Origin of the sequence: Treponema sp. C6A8 (genome assembly GCF_000619925.1) — a bacterium.
Classification (GTDB): Bacteria; Spirochaetota; Spirochaetia; order Treponematales; family Treponemataceae; genus Treponema_D.
In genome coordinates, this window is record NZ_JHVB01000008.1 from 62,482 (window position 1) to 80,178 (window position 17,697).

Sequence of the window (17,697 nt, forward strand, 5' to 3'; positions counted from 1 at the left end):
TTTAAAGCGATTTAAGTTTTTTTATTATCGAAAAATAAATAGGTCCGGCGCCGCCAGAAACATCCGGCAAAATCTGATAGCCATACTTCGTTTTTTCATATTGAGGAAGAGTGATTTTTGTAAAGCCTTCAATTTCTGACAACTCTGGTGATGGAGATAGAAGTTCAAAGACAGTTCCGTCTTTATTAAACTTTTTGAAAAGACGTTCAATCATCTCATCATTTTCATCAGGGCAGAGGGCGCAGGTTGAATAAAGCAATATTCCATCTGGCTCTAAAAGACGATAGGCAGAGGACAGCAAAGCCCACTGTTCGGTTGTGACGGTTTTTATGCGGGAAAGAGACCAGTCTTTAAGATATTTTGGGTCGTTGTAAACGTGGCGTTCTGAAGAACAGGGCGCATCCAGAAGGATGCGGTCAAAACATTCAGTCTGACGGGTACACCAGGTAGAACCGTCAGAGCAGGAAGTCTGAACCCGTTCACTGATTTGCAGGGGCAGACAAGTTTCTACAACGACAGAAAGACGGTGCTTGCGCTCAGGAGAACGTTCATTTGAAGAAAGTTTGGCATCTTCATCCATGCGGCTGGCAAGAACTAAAGTTTTACCGCCGGGAGCTGCGCATAAATCAAGGATATTTTCTGCTCCTTTAAGAGGAAGACATAAAGCTGCAAGAACGCTGGCGCTGTCCAAAAAATATGATTTTTCAGCCCCCGTAACTTTATATTCGACAGGCTGATTTTCCTTTTCAAAAGAGGTTTTCAAAGCTTCCCAACGCTGGCCGTAAAGTTCCCCATAATATTGATTAAAGCCTTCAGCCCCGGAAAGTTTTTTTGCTTTTTCAGATGATTTTTTTCCCATTTACTGCTCCAGCTTAAAAAGTCCGGCTTTTATTTTATATTCCAGAATACGTTTTACAGCTTCATCAATTCGGGAAGCAAAAGCAGAATCTTCCGAAGCTTTTTTATACAGAAGCCTTGCCTGTTTTGCAAAACGCTTTTCAGAAGTCATGATGCAGTCAACCCCAGCTTCTATAGCAAGAACTGCAGCTTTTTCCGGCGGAAAACCGTTATCGGCAAGGGCGCCCATAAAAATATCATCAGAAAAAATAATACCCTGATAGCCGTATTCATTGCGGAGAATTTCGCTCACCCAGACTTTTGAAAGACAGGCAGGAGTTTTTCCATCAAGGGCAGAAGTTCTGGCATGACTCATAAGAACTCCTGCAGGGGCATGGTCACAGATATTTTTAAATGGCAGCAAAAGTTCATTAAGTTCTTCAAGAGGGAGTTTAATTTCCGGCAAGCCTGTATGAGGGTCGGTATTTGTATTGCCCGGAAAGTGCTTGATTACAGTTGCAATTCCGTTATTTTCATAGGCGTTTACACAGGCAATTCCGTAATCCCTTACTTTCTGGGCATCTCCAAAGCTGCGGCCGTCAAGAAATTCGCGGTTATCGTCAGTGCAGACTTCAATTACAGGGGCCAGGTTCATGTCAAAACCAATGTCAGCCATTTTTTTTGCCTGAAGAGAATAAAGCTCATAAACATCGCTGATATTTGCCATCTGACCTACGTTTTCCTGAGAAGGCAGCTTACCCGTAAGTTTTTTAAGACGGTTTACCCAGCCGCCTTCCTGATCGATTGCAAGGAAAGGCTGAATCTGACCGTGGGTATTCGTGTAAGAACGGATTGAAGCTATGTAATTCTGAGTTTCTTCAACGGTATCACTTAAATTATAAGAGAAGAATAGATAGCCGCCGGCAACCATAGGAGTTTTATCTCCGTTTCCGGTCATATCGCCGAAAGTTTCATAACTGCGGAAAGTGACATTCCCTTCAAGATTTTCGATAAAAAGCTGGGCAATTTTCTTTTCCAGGGGAAGATTTTTTATATAGTTTTCAAGTTCTGTCTGATTTGTCTTTACCTTGGAATAAACGTAATTCTGATAAAAAGTGCTGGCATTCTGATGATTGAGTTTTTCTTTTTTACTCTGAAGTTTTTCTGTTTTTGATGTGCAGGAAATAAAAAAAAGCGCGGCTAAAGCGGTAAAAATAATTTTTTTCATATTATGATTATACCGCATTTTTTGTAAAAATAATATAATCGTGGATATGAAGAAAATCGGAATTATAACAGGCGCAAGTTCAGGAATGGGAGCAGAGTTTGCCCGCCAGCTTGCACAAAAAAATCTTTGTGACGAACTTTGGATTGTAGCCCGCAGAAGTGACAGACTTGAAGAACTGAAGGCGGAAATAGAAAATGATAATAAAATAAGTATTATTCCCGTAGCACTCGATTTGACAGGTTCACAGGGTGCACAGGCATTCAGCACGTATCTAAAAGAAAATTTTCCTTCCGATGCAGAATTAAAAATCCTTGTAAACAATGCAGGATTCGGCACATACGGTCCTTTTGAAGAAACACCTGTTGAACGCGAAATGCAGATGATAGACTTAAACTGTACATCACTTACAGGAATCTGCGGTTACGCCCTGCCCTACATGAAAAAAGAGGGTCTTATCATAAATACGGCAAGCCTTGCGGCCTTTATGCCTCTTGGAAACTTTGCAGTTTACGCCGCAACAAAAGCTTATGTCCTCAACTTCAGTCTTGCACTTGCGGCAGAGCTCAAACCTCGCGGGATAAGCGTGACAGCCCTATGCCCGGGCAGCGTCAGTACAGAATTTGCGAATGTTGCCTCAAACGGAGTGCGCAAGGAAGTAAAAGGCGGCCGTTCCTGCGAAAAAACGGTGGCCCACTGCATTAAACGCGCCCTGGCCCGCCGCCACACAGCCCTTGCTTTTGCAAAATGGCGCATAACAGCCTTTCTCAGCCGCTTTGTTGGAAGATACCTGGTGGCAGAACTGACATTTAAGTACAACAAACGTCCACATTAAGACGACACCACGCCCGAGAATTGAGGTGTGCCGAAGGCAGTTGAACGAAGTGAAACCGCGCGAAGCAAGCACCGAAATGCGACTGGGAGTTTTATACTGGCGCAAAATTCCCCTCATTCCCTAAAATGCAAAAATTTGCTAATATAGAAGAAATGGGACCTGCAGACTGCGGACAGATGCTGGACGCTGACTCGAAAAAAATCCCTTTATCATTTTTATAAATAAAGATTTTTGGAGATTTTTTATGAACGAACCGATTGAGAACAGCACAATCAACAGCGCTCTTTTTACTGACTTCTATGAACTTACTATGGCACAGGGCTACTGGAAGGCAAATATGAACCAGAAGGTTGTATTTGACATGTTCTTTAGAAAGAACCCTTTCAACGGTGGTTTTTCTGTTCTTGCAGGAAATGAAACTTTGATGGATGCCCTTACTTCTTTCCGCTTCAGCGAGGCTGATATTGAATACCTCAGAAGCCAGAAGATTTTTGAAGAAGGCTTCCTTGATTATCTTAAGGACTTCAGCTTTACAGGCGACCTTTATACAATGGATGAAGGAACTGTAATCTTCCCTCAGGAACCGCTTGTACGTATTCACGCTAACCTTATTGAGGCTCAGATTATTGAAGGTCTTGTTTTGAACCACGTAAACTTCCAGAGCCTTATAGCAACTAAAACTGCCCGCATCTGGCTTGCTTCTAAAAAGGCGCCTATTATGGAATTTGGTCTTCGCCGCGCACAGGGTCCGGACGGAGCTATGAGCGCTACACGTGCCTCTTACATTGGTGGCGCTGCAGGAACTTCCAACACTCTTGCAGGCAAACTTTACGGTATTCCTGTAATGGGAACTATGGCTCACTCATGGATTATGAGCCACTCTTCTGAACTTGAAGCTTTCCGCGAATATGCAAAGATTTACCCTCAGAACTCAGTATTTTTGATTGATACTTACGATACTCTTAAGAGCGGTATTAAAAACGCTATCATCGCCGGTGGTGAACTTGTAGAAAAGGGCTATAACTTTGGTGTTCGTCTTGATTCCGGTGATATTGATTACCTTACACGCGAAGTTCGCAAGGAACTTGACCGCGCAGGCTATCCTCAGGCAAAAATCAGCGTTTCTAACGAACTTACAGAAGAGATTATTTCAACTCTCGTTGCCCGCGGCGCTCCAATCAACAGCTGGGGTGTTGGTACTCACATGGTTACAGGCGGAAACGAATCCTCATTTACAGGCGTTTACAAGCTCAGTGCCCGCCATGACAAGGAAACTGACAGCATGACTCCTGCAATGAAGTTCAGCGATAACCCTGCAAAGACTACCAACCCTGGCGTTAAGAATATTTTCCGTCTTTATGATGAAAACGGTATGGCTGCGGCTGATATTCTGGCTCTGGAAGACGAAAGTCTTGAAGCAGGAAAAGAATACCGCTTCTATCACCCTATGGTTGATTACCGCCAGTTCACATTCAAGGCTTCTAAGGTTGAGCCTCTCTTGAAAAAGAGAATTGAAAACGGAAAACGTCTTTCACCTCGTCTGCCAGACAGCGAACAGCTTCAGATAAGCCGTACAACAATGCAGAGCCAGCTTGAAACTCTGGACGCTTCTTACAAACGCATTCTGAACCCTCATATCTATAAGGTTTCTATTACAGAGCAGCTCAAGGATTTGAAACTGGACTTCATCAACAAAAATCTGGACAGATAGTACAGGCAAATATTAGAAAAGAAGGAAGTTTTTCTTCAAAATGCATATGCCCCGGTCGAGAAAGCCGGGGCATTTTAATTTTTTTTGCTAAATTTTATAAACCCATGTTATAATTTTAAACAATACACAAGGAGTTTTACATGGGTATAAAAACTAAAATCACTTTCGCAATGTTCAGCTTAATTTTTATTACGGCAGCCCTGATTGCCGGATTCAGCTACAGAAAGTCACAGCAGGAACTGACTGCTGCCGTTGAAACAGGAAACTTGAATCTTGCTCACACCGTAGCGGCAAAGATTCAAACCATTAATGAACGTGAATTTAAGACTATAGAAACCGTTGCAAACCTTTCTATTTTCAGAGATCCATCTGTTGATTTACAGGAAAAATGGAGACTTGCAAACAGCGTAACTAAAGGAAAAAGCAAGTATATGGGTATGGGATGTTACGACGAAAAAGGTGTCGGATACTCAACAACAGGCGTATACCATGATATGTCCAATCGTGAATATATTGCTGAAGCAATGAAAGGCAAGAACTCCCTTATGGATCCTGACTGGTCTAAGACAAACGGACATCTTTGTACCTATTATGGAGCTCCATTTTATAACGAAAGCGGCAAACAGATTGGTATTCTTGCAGTAATTGTAAATGCCTCAGACCTCTGCCAGACTATGACAACACTTACAGTTGGAAAAGCTTCTCATCCATTTGTTATCAGCAGAAGAAGCGGCCGCTACGTTGCCCATGAAAATCAGAAACTTGTAGAAGAAAACACAGTTGCAAGTGATGTTGCATGCGAAGGCTTCAAGCCAATTCTTGACCGTATTATGAACGGAGAAACTGCTGCAGAAGTTTATTATGATGAAATAGAAAAGAAAAAATATGCCGTTTCTTACCAGCCGATTGATGGCTGCGAATGGAGTGCTGTTTGTGTAGCTCCTTACAAGGATTTCTACAACGGAATTTCAGAGCTTCTTTTCACAATGATTCTCATTTCGGTCGGCTCACTTATTTTTGCAGTTATAGTCGGAATGTTCGTTGTAAAACTTTCTATTAAGCCTCTTAAGGATGTAAGTAGTGCCATTTCCGGAATTGCTTCTGGAGATGCCGACCTTACAAAACGATTGAACGCTACCGCTAATGATGAAATCGGTGAAGTTGTTCAGGGCTTCAATAAGTTCAGTGAAAAACTTCAGGCAATTATCGGTGATGTAAAGAACTCAAAAGACGAGCTTATGGTTGCAGGAGAAAACCTCAATTCTTCTACTCAGGATACTGCAAGTTCTATTACACAAATTATTGCTAACATCGACAGTATGAAGCGCCAGATTGAAGGACAGAACCAGAGCGTTAACCAGACAGCAGGTGCTGTTACCGAGATTGCTTCGAATATCGAAAGTCTTGGCCGCATGGTACAAAATCAGTCAAGCGGCGTAACACAGGCTTCCGCTGCCGTAGAAGAGATGATTGGAAATATTTCTTCTGTTAATACTTCTATGGATAAGATGGCTTACTCATTCTCAGATTTGCGTTCAAACTCTCAGGTCGGAATTGACAAACAGAGAGCCGTAAACGAAAGAATTGAGCAGATTGAAACTCAGTCTCAGATGCTGCAGGAAGCTAACGTGGCAATCGCAAACATTGCAAGTCAGACAAACCTTCTGGCTATGAACGCTGCAATTGAGGCTGCACACGCTGGTGAAGCAGGAAAGGGTTTTGCCGTAGTTGCTGATGAAATCCGTAAACTTTCTGAAACATCTACGGCCCAGTCTAAGACAATCGGAAATCAGCTTACAAACATCAAGGAATCTATTGGTGAAGTTGTAGCTGCAAGTTCGGAAGCCAGCATTGCCTTTGAAGCTGTTTCAAAGAAACTTGAAGATACAGATGCCCTTGTAATGCAGATTAAATCTGCCATGGAAGAGCAGAATGAAGGTTCTAAACAGATTACAGAGGCCCTTCATAACATGCAGGACAGCACTCTTGAAGTAAAGAATGCTTCTGCCGAAATGGAAGAAGGAAATAAGATGATTCTTGCAGAAGTTCAGTCCCTGCAGGATGCAGCAATGCATATGACTTCCAGCATGGAAGAAATGAGCATTGGTGCAAAGAAGATTAATGAAACTGGAGTTACCCTGAAAGAGGTATCTGAACAGATTGGAGGATCAATCAGTCAGATTGGAGAACAGGTAGACCAGTTTAAGGTATAATTTTATTACATAAAAAAAGGGCTGCGGGATTTGAAGTAATCTTCAGAAACCGCAGCCCTTTTTTATTTTAGTCAGCTTTTATTTAAAGTCTTTTACACCGCCAAGGTCGAGGGTAGCAAACAAATCATCTACTGTTTCGCGGCGACGGATTTCCTTGAAGGAACCGTTAGGACGCATAAGGATTTCACCGCAGCGGAGCTTTCCGTTGTAGTTGAAACCCATTGCGCGGCCGTGTGCACCAGCGTCGTGAATAATCACGTGGTCGCCAATATCAATTTTTGGAAGGCTTCTCTGAACTGCAAACTTATCGCAGTTTTCGCAGAGAGAACCAACTACATCATATACTTCTGTTTTTGGGGCATTTTCCTTGCCGCTAACTGTAACTTCGTGGTATGAACCGTACATACCTGGGCGCATCAAATCTGCCATACATGAATCCACTGCAATGTATTCGCGGTAAATATGCTTCTGGTGAATGGCAGTTGTAACAAGCCAGCCGTAAGGTCCTGTGATAGGACGGCCGCACTCCCAGTAAATTGCAAGAGGATCAAGGCCTGCAGGAACTACAACGCGGTCATATTCTGAGCGGATTCCCTTTGCAACTTCGTCATAATCAACAGCCTTCTGATCAGGTTTGTAAGGAATACCAAGACCTCCGCCCAAATCAACAAATTCAATTTGAACACCAGTCTTTTCCTTGATTTCTGCGGCAAGTTCAAAAACAAGCTTTGCAGTATCAACAAAGAAGTTTGGATTAAGTTCGTTTGAAGCAACCATTGTATGAAGGCCGAAATGCTTTACACCAAGGTCGCGGCATTTTGCATAAGCTTCGATAATCTGAGCGCGGGTAAGACCGTATTTTGCTTCTTCCGGCTTTCCGATGATTGAGTTACAGCCCTGTTTTTCGCTTCCCGGGTTATAACGGAAGCAGATTGTCTCAGGAAACTCGCCGCCGAGAGCTTTTTTCAAAAAATCAATATGAGTAATATCATCAAGATTGATGATGTTTCCGTGCTCGTAGGCGAATTTATATTCAGAAGCAGGAGTTTCGTTTGAAGTAAAAATTACTTTTTCATTTGTAATGCCTGCAAGATGAGAAAGCATAAGTTCCGGCAATGAAGAACAGTCTGCACCGCAGCCTTCATCAGCAAGAATTTTCAGGATATAAGGATTTGGACATGCTTTTACGGCAAAGTGTTCGCGGAATTTAGGGAAAATGCTGAATGCTTTTGTAAAGCGTTTCATGTTGTCGCGGATTGCCTGCTCATCATAAAGATAAAACGGTGTCGGAAAATCCTGAATCAGATTATCAAGCTGTGACTGTGTAAGCGGAAAATTAGAACTCATACTACCCTCTTTTTAGATTTATTATGGGAAAAATTATGTCAAAATAGAAAAAAATCTTCAATATATTTCATAACTTAAAGATTAAAAAATTCTTATAAATTAAATGCACTTTTCTAAATACGTGTTATAATTATTATAAGGTGGAAGGAATATGAAAATGTAGATGGAATTATAATGAGATTAATTAAAGACAACAAACAGTATAATCCAAATAAAGTAAATCTGATTTTTTCACTTATTGTTTCACTGATTTTTACTTTAATCGTAGTTCTTGCAAGTTCACACATAACTACAAAGCTTGTAAATCAATCGCGGGCTGAATTTGATGATTACTGCGAAGATATGTCTTCCGGCTATGCCCAGTCCGTAACCCTTAAAATCGAAAGTTATTTTTCTGTTCTTGATACCTTTATAAAGACAGGCTATGCACTTAATCATACAGATAGTGAAGTTCAAAGAAATCTGAACAAGTCAAAAGTTCTGAATCATCCTGATTTTATGAATGTTTCTTTTGTAAACCCGGAAGGCATAGGCTTCAGGCAGAATATGACCCTTTCTGATGTTACAGACCGCGAATACTTTCATAAAATAGTTGATGAAAAACTTGATTATTTTGTAAGCTCTCCTATCCGCTCGCATATGAATGATGAGCCTGTAATCATCCTTGCGTCGACAGTAAAAAGAGAAGACGGCAGCCTGCGCGGTTTTTATTCAGCCTCAATTAAACTTACAACTTTGAATAATACTGTTGAAAATTTCCTCCTGAATAAGGATGAATGGATTTTCATTCTGGGTGAACACGGAAAATTTATATGCCATCCAGACCCGGACATGATTTTAAAAACCTATAGCCCGGAAATCCATGACAGTAACCTGCTTTCTTCGCGGGAAATTACAAAAATCGGACAGGGACACTATAAGACCATAAGCACAAGGGGAAGTCCGGTAACAATCTTTTTACAGAGAATTCCTCCAACAAACTGGACTCTGGGACTTTCGGTTCCAGACACCTTCTTTTATGCCTTTAAACAGAAGGAGAACCGCTACCGTGTAATCATAATTCTGGTTGGTCTTGCGACTATGCTTGTTCTAACCTTCCTTGAGTTTTATGTAATCAGTCTTTTACACCGCCACCAGCATATTGAAACAATTTATGATTCTTTAACTACGCTTTGGACCAGAAAACACTTTGAAATTGAAGCTGCAAAACTTCTTAAGCATAATCCAAACAATAAATTCATGTTCCTGGAATGTGATATCAGGCAGTTCCGTTATACCTATCAGAATTACGGCGAAGATGCCTCAGATGCCATGATTTTTTACTTTTCCCGCCGCCTGAACAAGCTTGCAATGAAATACAATGCTATTATAGGCCGCGGTTTTGCAGATCATTTTTACATTTTGCTTAAAATTCCTTCTGTCAGAAATGCAATGGCAATTTTTAAGCATGAATTAACAGAACTGAACTTAAAGACAAAAGATTATGAAATTCCCTTTATGTCAAAATACGGAATTTCTTTCTTAATGCCGGAAAACAGTGACAGAGCAGATACAATCCAGCAATTGATAGGACAGGCTTCCTTTGCAAAAACCACAATTCAGGAAAATCTTCTTACCCAATATGCCATTTACAACTCAAAGCTTCTGAACAGAATCCGGGAAGAAAAATTCATAGAAAGCCATATGGAAGATGCCCTTAAAAACGGTGAATTCTATGTAATGTACCAGCCAAAAATTTCTCTTTCAGATGATAAGATTGTTGGCGCCGAAGCCCTGGTCCGCTGGCAGAGTCCAAAACTTGGCAAACTGATGCCAGACACCTTTATTCCGCTTTTTGAACGCAACGGTTTTATCACTAAACTGGACTTTTATGTTTATGAACAGGTATTTAAGTTCCTGGAAAATCAGATTCACAATAATAAGCCTATAGTTCCGATTTCCGTAAACATGAGCCGAAACCACAGCAAGCCTGAAAAGTTTATGCACGATTTTCTTGATGTATTCAAGCGTTATTCAATTCCTTCTAATCTTATTCAGGTCGAAATCATTGAACGCTCTGTAATGGATGACAAAACCCTTAAGGAAATCACCGATAAACTTCACAAGGAAGGCTTTACGGTCGCAATGGACGATTTTGGAAGCGGCGAAAGTTCTTTGAACATGCTTACTAAAATTCCGATTGATGTCCTTAAGTTTGACCGCTCTTTCCTTACCGCTTCTACAAAAGAAAACGGAGAACTGGATAAACAGTCAGCAGACTTTATTGAAATTCTGATTGAAATGAGTAAGGTTTTGAATAAATCAACTATTTTTGAAGGTGTTGAAACTGAAGTTCAGCGGGATTTCTTGCGTTCAATTAACTGCGATGAGGCGCAGGGCTATTTCTATTCCAAGCCCCTCACCGCAGAAGATTTTGTAGAATTTATTAAGGTTCACAAATAAGACTAGAGAGCTGCCAGGTGTTTGTTAAGAAGCTCTGTTGCCTGTTTAGGGTTAGCCTTACCATGTGACATTTTCATTACCTGTCCCATGAGCCAGCCTACAACGTTAGTTTTACCGCCCTTATAGTCTTCTACAGCCTTAGGATTTGCGGCAATTACGTCCTGAACAATCTTTTCAATTTCGCCGGCGTCGCTTACAACTTCCATGCCCTTTTCTTTGATGATGTCCAAAGGCATTTTGTTTGAAGAAAGCATTTCGGCAAATACTTCCTTACCCTGTTTTGAAGTAATTTTTCCGTCTTCCAGAGCATCAGCAAGCTGAGCAATGTGAGCCGGTGTAATTTTTACATCGTTGATAGTCTGTTTATTTTCATTTACTACAGCAAGAAGCTCTGCAAGAATAAGGTTTGCAACCTTTTTAGGGCTCTTAGACTTTGTTGCAGCCTCTTCAAACCACATTGCAAGGTCTTTTGTAGAAGTCATTGTTTCTACGTCAAAGTCTGTCATGCCGTATTCTTTCTTGTAGCGCTGGCGTTTAGCTTCAGGAAGTTCACCTACTTTTGCAAGTGCTGTAGAAATCAATTCTTCGCTTACGCTAAAAGGCTTGATATCTGGTTCAACAACAAAGCGGTAGTCAACAAAGCTGTTTTTAGTTCGCTGAACTACAGTCTGACCTTTTTCTTCGTCCCAGCCCATTGTTACTTTAAAGCCCGGGTTGAATTCCTGGCGGTCTTCCTGGAATTCCTTAAGCTGGCGCTGAGCTTCGTATGTACATGCCTCGCGGATAGCCTTGAAAGAGTTCAGGTTCTTGATTTCTGAAATTGGTGTGTGGTAGAGTTTTCCGTCTTCCCATACGTTCAGGTTGATGTTTGCGTCGCAGCGCATGTTACCTTCTTCAAGGTTACCGTTTGTAACTTTTACATAGCGGAGGATTTCCTGAACTGTCTGCATGAACAAAGCGGCTTCTTCCGGAGAAGTCATATCTGGCTTTGTTACAATTTCGATAAGCGGAGTACCACAGCGGTTATAGTCGATGTATGAGTGAGCGCCCTGCAAGTGCAAAGACTTACCTACGTCCTCTTCAAGGTGGATGCGCTCTACGCGTACGCGGCGATATTTATTTCCTTCTGTTTCAACAATGCAGTTTTCACCGATAAAGTTCTTGTCGCGGCATTTTGCTCCGCCCGGCTGCTCATCTTTTGGGAAGCTTCTGAAAGGCAAGTCAACATAACCGTTTGTACAAAGAGGAATATCGTACTGAGTAATCTGATAGCCTTTTGCAAGGTCAGGATAAAAATAGTGCTTGCGGTCAAATTTGGTAAAGCGTGCAATCTGGCAGTTCAAAGCCTGTCCTGCAACAGCGCCAAGTTCTACATAACCTTTAGAAATACGAGGCATAGCGCCAGGAAGTCCAAGACAAACCGGGCAAACGCGTGTATCTGGCATTCCGCCGTATCTATTTTCGCAGGCACAAAAAGCCTTAGTTTTAGTCAAAAGCTGAGTATGAATCTCACAACCGATTACGATTTCCCACTTATCAATCATTTTAAGAACTCCAATAAAAATAGACCTCTATTATACAGATTTGCGTCTACTTTTTCCACCCGTCGTATTTTTCGCACTCAAGGATGGCGCGGGCATTTTCTACGCGTTCTTTTGTAGGACTTTCGGTATCTTTAAGAACATAATCAATTCCCATTTCCTTGTATTTTGCAGCGCCAAGTCCGTGATACGGAAGTATTTCTACACGCTGAACATTGTGCAAAGTGCGGATAAAATCACGGGTCTTTGTCAAATATTCATCATTATCTGTAATGCCAGGCACAAGGACGTGACGGATCCAGATAGGCTTATTGATTTTATCAAGATACTCAAACATTTCGCGAACGTTTTCTCGGGTCTGGCCTGTTAGTTCTACGTGTTCTTTTTCATCAATGTGCTTAATATCAACAAGAAGGATATCTGTAACAGCCATCAGCTTTTCAAACTTCTTAAACCATTCACCTTCTTTTGTAAAAGGACCACCTGCAGTATCAATACAGGTATTAATTCCCTTTTCTTTTGCCTTTTCAAAAAGTTCAGTCAAAAAATCAATCTGAAGCAAAGGCTCTCCACCGCTGACAGTGATTCCGCCCTTCTTTCCCCAGTAAGCCCGGCAGCTCAAGGCCTCAGTAATCAGCTGGTCTGTGGTGTATTTTTTGCCGTCAGTCATTTTCCAGGTGTCGGGATTGTGGCAGTATTTGCAGCGGTAAGCGCAGCCTGAAAAAAAGATGATAAAACGGCTTCCAGGTCCGTCTGCGCAGCCAAAACTCTCAAGCTGGTGAATATATCCTTCCATAATTGCTCCTGTGGAGACTCGCCGGTCAAAACGAGCCATATTCTATAATAATGCTAACATTATCATTATAAATGTAATACAAAAAATTGAAAAGTTAAGTTTTAAATTTGAATATCTCATAAGTTGTGATATAATAAATAGATACCTTTGTGTTTTGGTGGGCAGAGGGGAACACAAAATGAAAAAAGAATTTTTTAAAAGCAAGTTTGATAAACTTACCTATTTTATCACTCTGGGAGTGATGTGTTTTTATATTGTTTTCGCATTTTCCTTTAAGGATTCGGATACAAAAAAAATCAAATATGTAACACCGGCAAAAACGCTTCAGCTTTTCTTTGATGAAGAATTAACACAGCCTGTTAAGCTGCCCTTCAATAACAATAAATCAGAAGATACTTTTTCTGTTTATACAAAACTGCCGAATGTCCGCGATTCAAACGTCATTGAAATTCACGGAAAGTACAAAACTTTAACAGCCAGACTTAGGGGAAACATTTTTTATGTTTCTGAACTGCCAAGTTTTTTGGGAATTAAAACTTATGCCGGCAGAAACACCTGTTTTATTCCTTTGAGCAACGTATGCAGCGGGGAAGTAATCAAACTTTCCATATCTTTGCAGGATAATCCCTACGGCGCAAACATTTCCAAGGTAAAGGTAAGTACACTTGCAACCTACATCAACGAAAACCTTAAGCGCTGCCTTCCTACCTGTATTCTTGCCGCCCTGCTTTTTGTATGCGCCCTTTTTTCCCTTAATGCTTTTATTTTCAGTTATCTCTACCAGAGCAAAAGAACAATTGAAGATCTGGATATTTCTGTAGAAACCTTTTTAATATCAGTTTCAATCGTAGTCTGGATTATTACAAATTTTGATGTTCTTGGCGTGCTTTTAGGAAATATGGCATTTGTTGGAATTATCAATTACCTTGCTTTCACATCCATGCCGATTTTCTTTGCGGCCTTCCTTTGCGCCATTAATAAAAAGCACAGATTCATGCTCAGGGCATTACAGATTATCGCCGAAGGAAATATGATTTTCCAGGTTGCCATGTTCGTAACCGGAACCCGCGATTTTACTCAAATGCTCTTCTTGACCCATGTAACTGATTTTCTTGGCATTGTCATGACAATTTATGTTGCATTTGATTTTGCCTATGTAAAGAAAATCACCAGGGAACAAAAGGTTCTTTGCATTGGAAGCGCAATTTTTGGTATTTTTGCAGTTTTAAGCATGATTCTTTTCCTCTTTGGAAGAGACATGAACTATATGTTCCTCATTACAATAGGATTTTTCATTCTTTTTGGAATGCACATTCTTACAAGCCTTTTGAAGCTTTCAACATCTTTAACAGAGCATTCAAAGCTTCTTGAATCTGAAAGAAATTCATACAGAGACCAGCTTACAAGCCTTGGTAACCGCCGCCTTCTTTACAGAAAGATTGCAAAACTTGAAGCAATGGGCTTTGATAACGATACTAACTTTATAATGATTGACGTAAACGGCCTGAAAGTTATAAACGACACATTCGGTCATGATGCAGGTGATGAACTTTTAAGGGGGACTGCAATATGTATGACAGAAGCCTTCCCTGATGCAGAACTTATCTGCCGCCTTGGTGGTGATGAATTCTTTATCATCATAAAAGAAGACCAGAATATTCTTGACCGCCGAATGAAACGCTTTACCCACTATGCCGCAAACTGGAATGGCGAAACAATTAAATCAATTTCAATTTCATACGGAATTGCAAACCGCGAAAAATACCCTGGTTCGTCAATTTCCGAACTCCAGAAAGCCGCCGATACCGAAATGTACCAGGCCAAATCCAACTTCTACAAAAACAAAAGCGAACTCTCCGAAGCCCTCGACGGCCGCCGTTAACCGTAGCTTGTGCAAAAAAAAACTAAAAAGCCAGCTACGGCTACAGCGCATGCCGAAAATCGAAGAACCGTTAAAAAAAATTGTGCGACAGCGCAATTTTTTAGGTTCATCGAAAGAACGGCTCGCCGCGAGACTAGCGAGCGGCGGCAACTGCTTGCAGTAGCATGTGCAAAAAAAAATGCACTGCCAAGTGACAGTGCATTTTTCAAATTAGGAATTTATATTAGAAAGAACCTGCTACGGCAACTGCACATGCTACTGTACAACCTACCATAGGATTGTTACCCATTCCCATGAATCCCATCATCTCAACGTGAGCTGGAACTGATGAAGATCCTGCGAACTGAGCGTCTGAGTGCATACGACCAAGAGTATCAGTAAATCCGTAAGAAGCTGGACCTGCAGCCATGTTATCTGGGTGAAGTGTACGACCTGTACCACCACCAGAAGCTACAGAGAAGTATTTCTTACCAGCGAGCAAGCGCTCTTTCTTGTAAGTACCAGCAACTGGGTGCTGGAAGCGAGTTGGGTTTGTAGAGTTTCCAGTAATAGAAACATCAACATCCTCGTGCCACATGATTGCAACACCTTCGCGAACATCGTCAGCACCGTAGCACTTTACGATAAGGCGGTCAGGGTTTGAACCATAAGGAACTTCTTTTACAACAGTAAGAGCCTTGTCTGTACCTTCACCGTTGAAGTAGTCGAATTTTGTCTGAACGTATGTAAAGCCGTTGATGCGGGAAATGATCTGAGCAGCGTCTTTTCCAAGACCGTTCAAGATAACGCGGAGCTTGTTCTTGCGAACTTTGTTTGCGTTAGCAGCGATTTTAATAGCACCTTCAGCAGCAGCGAAAGATTCGTGACCTGCGAGGAATGCGAAACACTGTGTCTCCTCGCTCAAAAGACGAGCACCGAGGTTTCCGTGTCCAAGACCAACTTTACGGTCATCAGCTACAGAACCTGGAAGACAGAATGCCTGGAGTCCTTTACCGATGTTAGCAGCAGCTGTAGAACCAGTTTTGTCACCAGTTTTTTCAGCTTCTTTGATTGCGATTGCAGATCCGAGAACATATGCCCATTTAGCATCCTCGAAACAAATCTGCTGTGTAGACTGACAGATTTCGTATGGATCGAAACCACGAGCTTTACAAAGATCGCGGGCTTCGTTCAAACCAGCCTCACCTTCTTTAAAACCATATTCTTTAAGAGCCTTATTCACCTGAGGAATGCGGCCTTCAAAATCTTCAAACAATGCCATAATAACTATTCCTCCTAAATACTACTCTTTGCGTGGGTCGATAAGTTTTACCATACCCTGATCAGCTGTTACACGACCATAGTGTGTGCGTGCACCAGCGATAGCTTCTTCAGCTGGTTTTCCAGCCTTGAGAGCGTCCATAAGTTTACCAAAGTTGATACAGTTGTAACCGATAATCTGGTTGTCTTTATCGATAGCACAAGTTTCAACGTAACCTTCTGTCATTTCGAGGTAGCGAGGACCAGTTTTGCGGGTAGCAAACATAGTACCAACCTGAGAGCGGAGGTTCTTTCCGAGGTCTTCCAAAGAAGCACCAACTTTAAGACCGTCTTTTGAGTAAGCTGACTGTGAACGACCGTAAACAATCTGCATAAAGAGTTCGCGCATAGCTGTGTTGATAGCATCGCAAACCAAGTCAGTATTCAAAGCTTCAAGAACAGTTTTTCCGATAAGGATTTCAGAAGCCATAGCAGCTGAGTGAGTCATACCTGAACAACCGATAGTCTCAACCAAAGCTTCTTCGATAATTCCGTTCTTTACGTTCAAAGAAAGTTTGCAGGCACCCTGCTGTGGTGCACACCAACCGATACCGTGTGTGAATCCGGAAATATCTTCAATTTTCTTTACCTGTACCCACTCGCCCTCTTCTGGGATTGGTGCAGGACCATGATATGCGCCTTTTGCCAAAGGACACATATGCTCCACTTCTGCAGTGTATGTCATATTAGCTCCTATAAAAAATAAAAATATGCAATTAAAAATATCATTAAATAGAGGATTTATCAATAATAAAATCAGCCCAGCGCCACATCAAGCACCATCATCAGGGCAAAACCAAAAGCAAATCCAATTGTACAGACATCAGTTTTTTCTTCACGGGTAGCTTCCGGAATCAATTCTTCTATTACAACGTAAACCATGGCGCCCGCCGCAAAAGATAGAAGATAAGGCAGGAAAGGAAGAACAAGAGATGTAAGCAAGATTGTGATTATTGCAGCAATCGGTTCCACAGCCCCGGAAAGGCTTCCATATAAAAAGGATTTTAATTTACCGTTTCCTTCAGAACGAAGAGGCATAGAGATAATCGCGCCTTCAGGAAAGTTCTGGATTGCAATACCGATTGCAAGGGCAAGCGCGTCAGCTCCGGAAAGGGCGCCCCCATTTAAGAAGCTTGCAAATACAACGCCGACAGCCATTCCTTCCGGAATATTATGAAGAGTAACGGCAAATACAAGCATCATGGTACGGCTGATTTTATTTACAGTTGATTTCGGACCTTCAGGATTTTCTGCCATCGCATGTAAGTGAGGCGTAATTTTATCAAGAAGGAATAAAAAGGCAATTCCAAGAATGAATCCGATAAGGGCCGGTAAAAAGGCAAGTTTTTCAAGCTCCTGACTCATATCCATTGCAGGAATCAAAAGCGACCATACCCCGGCAGCAATCATAACACCGGCGGCAAATCCCAGAAGCAGGCGCTGAACTGTATCATTCATACCGCGTTTCATAAAGAAAACACAGGCAGAACCAAAAGTCGTTCCTAAAAATGGAATTAAAAGTCCCCAAAATGTTATATTCATATAACAAAATTTATTGGCGCTTTATGA

The 17,697-nt window shown here is 41.5% G+C and carries 13 protein-coding genes; 5 read left to right on the forward strand and 8 right to left on the reverse strand.

The genetic code is table 11. The features are described from left to right. Window position 1: 1 nt before the first annotated feature. Both T530_RS0108030 and T530_RS0108035 read right to left on the reverse strand, forming a co-directional pair. Window positions 2-859, reverse strand: a complete 858-nt coding sequence (locus tag T530_RS0108030) for an RNA methyltransferase (RefSeq protein ID WP_027728566.1) — start codon at window positions 857-859, stop codon at window positions 2-4. Beyond that, window positions 860-2,065, reverse strand: coding sequence for a glycoside hydrolase family 3 N-terminal domain-containing protein (locus T530_RS0108035; protein ID WP_027728567.1), 1,206 nt, complete (start codon window positions 2,063-2,065; stop codon window positions 860-862). A 46-nt stretch (window positions 2,066-2,111) separates the two neighbouring features. Between T530_RS0108035 and T530_RS13925 the strand changes: the two genes are divergently transcribed. The 3 genes from T530_RS13925 (at window position 2,112) to T530_RS0108050 (ending at window position 6,821) form a co-directional block, all read left to right on the forward strand. Further along, window positions 2,112-2,897, forward strand: coding sequence for an SDR family oxidoreductase (locus T530_RS13925; protein WP_038074147.1), 786 nt, complete (start codon window positions 2,112-2,114; stop codon window positions 2,895-2,897). A 244-nt stretch (window positions 2,898-3,141) separates the two neighbouring features. Further along, entirely contained in the window at window positions 3,142-4,608 is a 1,467-nt protein-coding gene (locus T530_RS0108045; protein WP_027728568.1) for a nicotinate phosphoribosyltransferase, read from the forward strand. Window positions 4,609-4,748: 140 nt separating this feature from the next. Then, on the forward strand, window positions 4,749-6,821 hold the full coding sequence (locus T530_RS0108050; protein ID WP_027728569.1) for a methyl-accepting chemotaxis protein: 2,073 nt from the start codon (window positions 4,749-4,751) through the stop codon (window positions 6,819-6,821). Between the two features lie 78 nt (window positions 6,822-6,899). On the opposite strand, the gene lysA is transcribed toward T530_RS0108050, so the two are convergent. Continuing rightward, window positions 6,900-8,168 (reverse strand): diaminopimelate decarboxylase, encoded by a 1,269-nt coding sequence (gene lysA / locus T530_RS0108055; protein ID WP_027728570.1) that lies wholly within the window; start codon window positions 8,166-8,168, stop codon window positions 6,900-6,902. 174 nt (window positions 8,169-8,342) lie between these two features. Between lysA and T530_RS14785 the strand changes: the two genes are divergently transcribed. Next, window positions 8,343-10,610 carry a GGDEF domain-containing protein gene (locus tag T530_RS14785; protein ID WP_027728571.1) on the forward strand — a complete coding sequence of 756 codons (2,268 nt, stop codon included), beginning with the start codon at window positions 8,343-8,345 and terminating at the stop codon, window positions 10,608-10,610. Window positions 10,611-10,612: 2 nt separating this feature from the next. Here the strand turns inward: T530_RS14785 and gatB are convergent, their stop codons facing one another. Together gatB and pflA are read right to left on the reverse strand one after the other, a co-directional pair. Next, window positions 10,613-12,154 (reverse strand): Asp-tRNA(Asn)/Glu-tRNA(Gln) amidotransferase subunit GatB, encoded by a 1,542-nt coding sequence (gene gatB / locus T530_RS0108065; RefSeq protein ID WP_027728572.1) that lies wholly within the window; start codon window positions 12,152-12,154, stop codon window positions 10,613-10,615. A 46-nt stretch (window positions 12,155-12,200) separates the two neighbouring features. Then, a complete protein-coding gene (gene pflA / locus T530_RS0108070; RefSeq protein WP_027728573.1) occupies window positions 12,201-12,947 on the reverse strand; it encodes a pyruvate formate-lyase-activating protein in 747 nt (248 codons plus the stop codon). 178 nt (window positions 12,948-13,125) lie between these two features. Here pflA and T530_RS0108075 point away from each other — a divergent pair, with 178 nt between their 5' ends. After that, window positions 13,126-14,829, forward strand: a complete 1,704-nt coding sequence (locus tag T530_RS0108075; RefSeq protein WP_027728574.1) for a GGDEF domain-containing protein — start codon at window positions 13,126-13,128, stop codon at window positions 14,827-14,829. A gap of 223 nt (window positions 14,830-15,052) precedes the next feature. Here T530_RS0108075 and T530_RS0108080 read toward each other — a convergent pair whose 3' ends face one another. The 3 genes from T530_RS0108080 to T530_RS0108090 form a co-directional block, all read right to left on the reverse strand. Further along, a complete protein-coding gene (locus T530_RS0108080) occupies window positions 15,053-16,090 on the reverse strand; it encodes a GGGtGRT protein (RefSeq protein ID WP_009103017.1) in 1,038 nt (345 codons plus the stop codon). A gap of 21 nt (window positions 16,091-16,111) precedes the next feature. Then, window positions 16,112-16,813, reverse strand: a complete 702-nt coding sequence (locus T530_RS0108085) for an iron-sulfur cluster assembly scaffold protein (RefSeq protein ID WP_009103019.1) — start codon at window positions 16,811-16,813, stop codon at window positions 16,112-16,114. Between the two features lie 71 nt (window positions 16,814-16,884). After that, entirely contained in the window at window positions 16,885-17,670 is a 786-nt protein-coding gene (locus T530_RS0108090) for a ZIP family metal transporter (RefSeq protein ID WP_027728575.1), read from the reverse strand. Between the last annotated feature and the right edge of the window lie 27 nt (window positions 17,671-17,697).

Coding starts and splice junctions, on each gene's coding strand:
- T530_RS0108030 (WP_027728566.1), bottom strand. CDS start 859: ATGGGAAAAAAATCATCTGAAAAAGCAAAAAAACTTTCCGGGGCTGAA.
- T530_RS0108035 (WP_027728567.1), bottom strand. CDS start 2,065: ATGAAAAAAATTATTTTTACCGCTTTAGCCGCGCTTTTTTTTATTTCC.
- T530_RS13925 (WP_038074147.1), top strand. CDS start 2,112: ATGAAGAAAATCGGAATTATAACAGGCGCAAGTTCAGGAATGGGAGCA.
- T530_RS0108045 (WP_027728568.1), top strand. CDS start 3,142: ATGAACGAACCGATTGAGAACAGCACAATCAACAGCGCTCTTTTTACT.
- T530_RS0108050 (WP_027728569.1), top strand. CDS start 4,749: ATGGGTATAAAAACTAAAATCACTTTCGCAATGTTCAGCTTAATTTTT.
- lysA (WP_027728570.1), bottom strand. CDS start 8,168: ATGAGTTCTAATTTTCCGCTTACACAGTCACAGCTTGATAATCTGATT.
- T530_RS14785 (WP_027728571.1), top strand. CDS start 8,343: ATGAGATTAATTAAAGACAACAAACAGTATAATCCAAATAAAGTAAAT.
- gatB (WP_027728572.1), bottom strand. CDS start 12,154: ATGATTGATAAGTGGGAAATCGTAATCGGTTGTGAGATTCATACTCAG.
- pflA (WP_027728573.1), bottom strand. CDS start 12,947: ATGGAAGGATATATTCACCAGCTTGAGAGTTTTGGCTGCGCAGACGGA.
- T530_RS0108075 (WP_027728574.1), top strand. CDS start 13,126: ATGAAAAAAGAATTTTTTAAAAGCAAGTTTGATAAACTTACCTATTTT.
- T530_RS0108080 (WP_009103017.1), bottom strand. CDS start 16,090: ATGGCATTGTTTGAAGATTTTGAAGGCCGCATTCCTCAGGTGAATAAG.
- T530_RS0108085 (WP_009103019.1), bottom strand. CDS start 16,813: ATGACATACACTGCAGAAGTGGAGCATATGTGTCCTTTGGCAAAAGGC.
- T530_RS0108090 (WP_027728575.1), bottom strand. CDS start 17,670: ATGAATATAACATTTTGGGGACTTTTAATTCCATTTTTAGGAACGACT.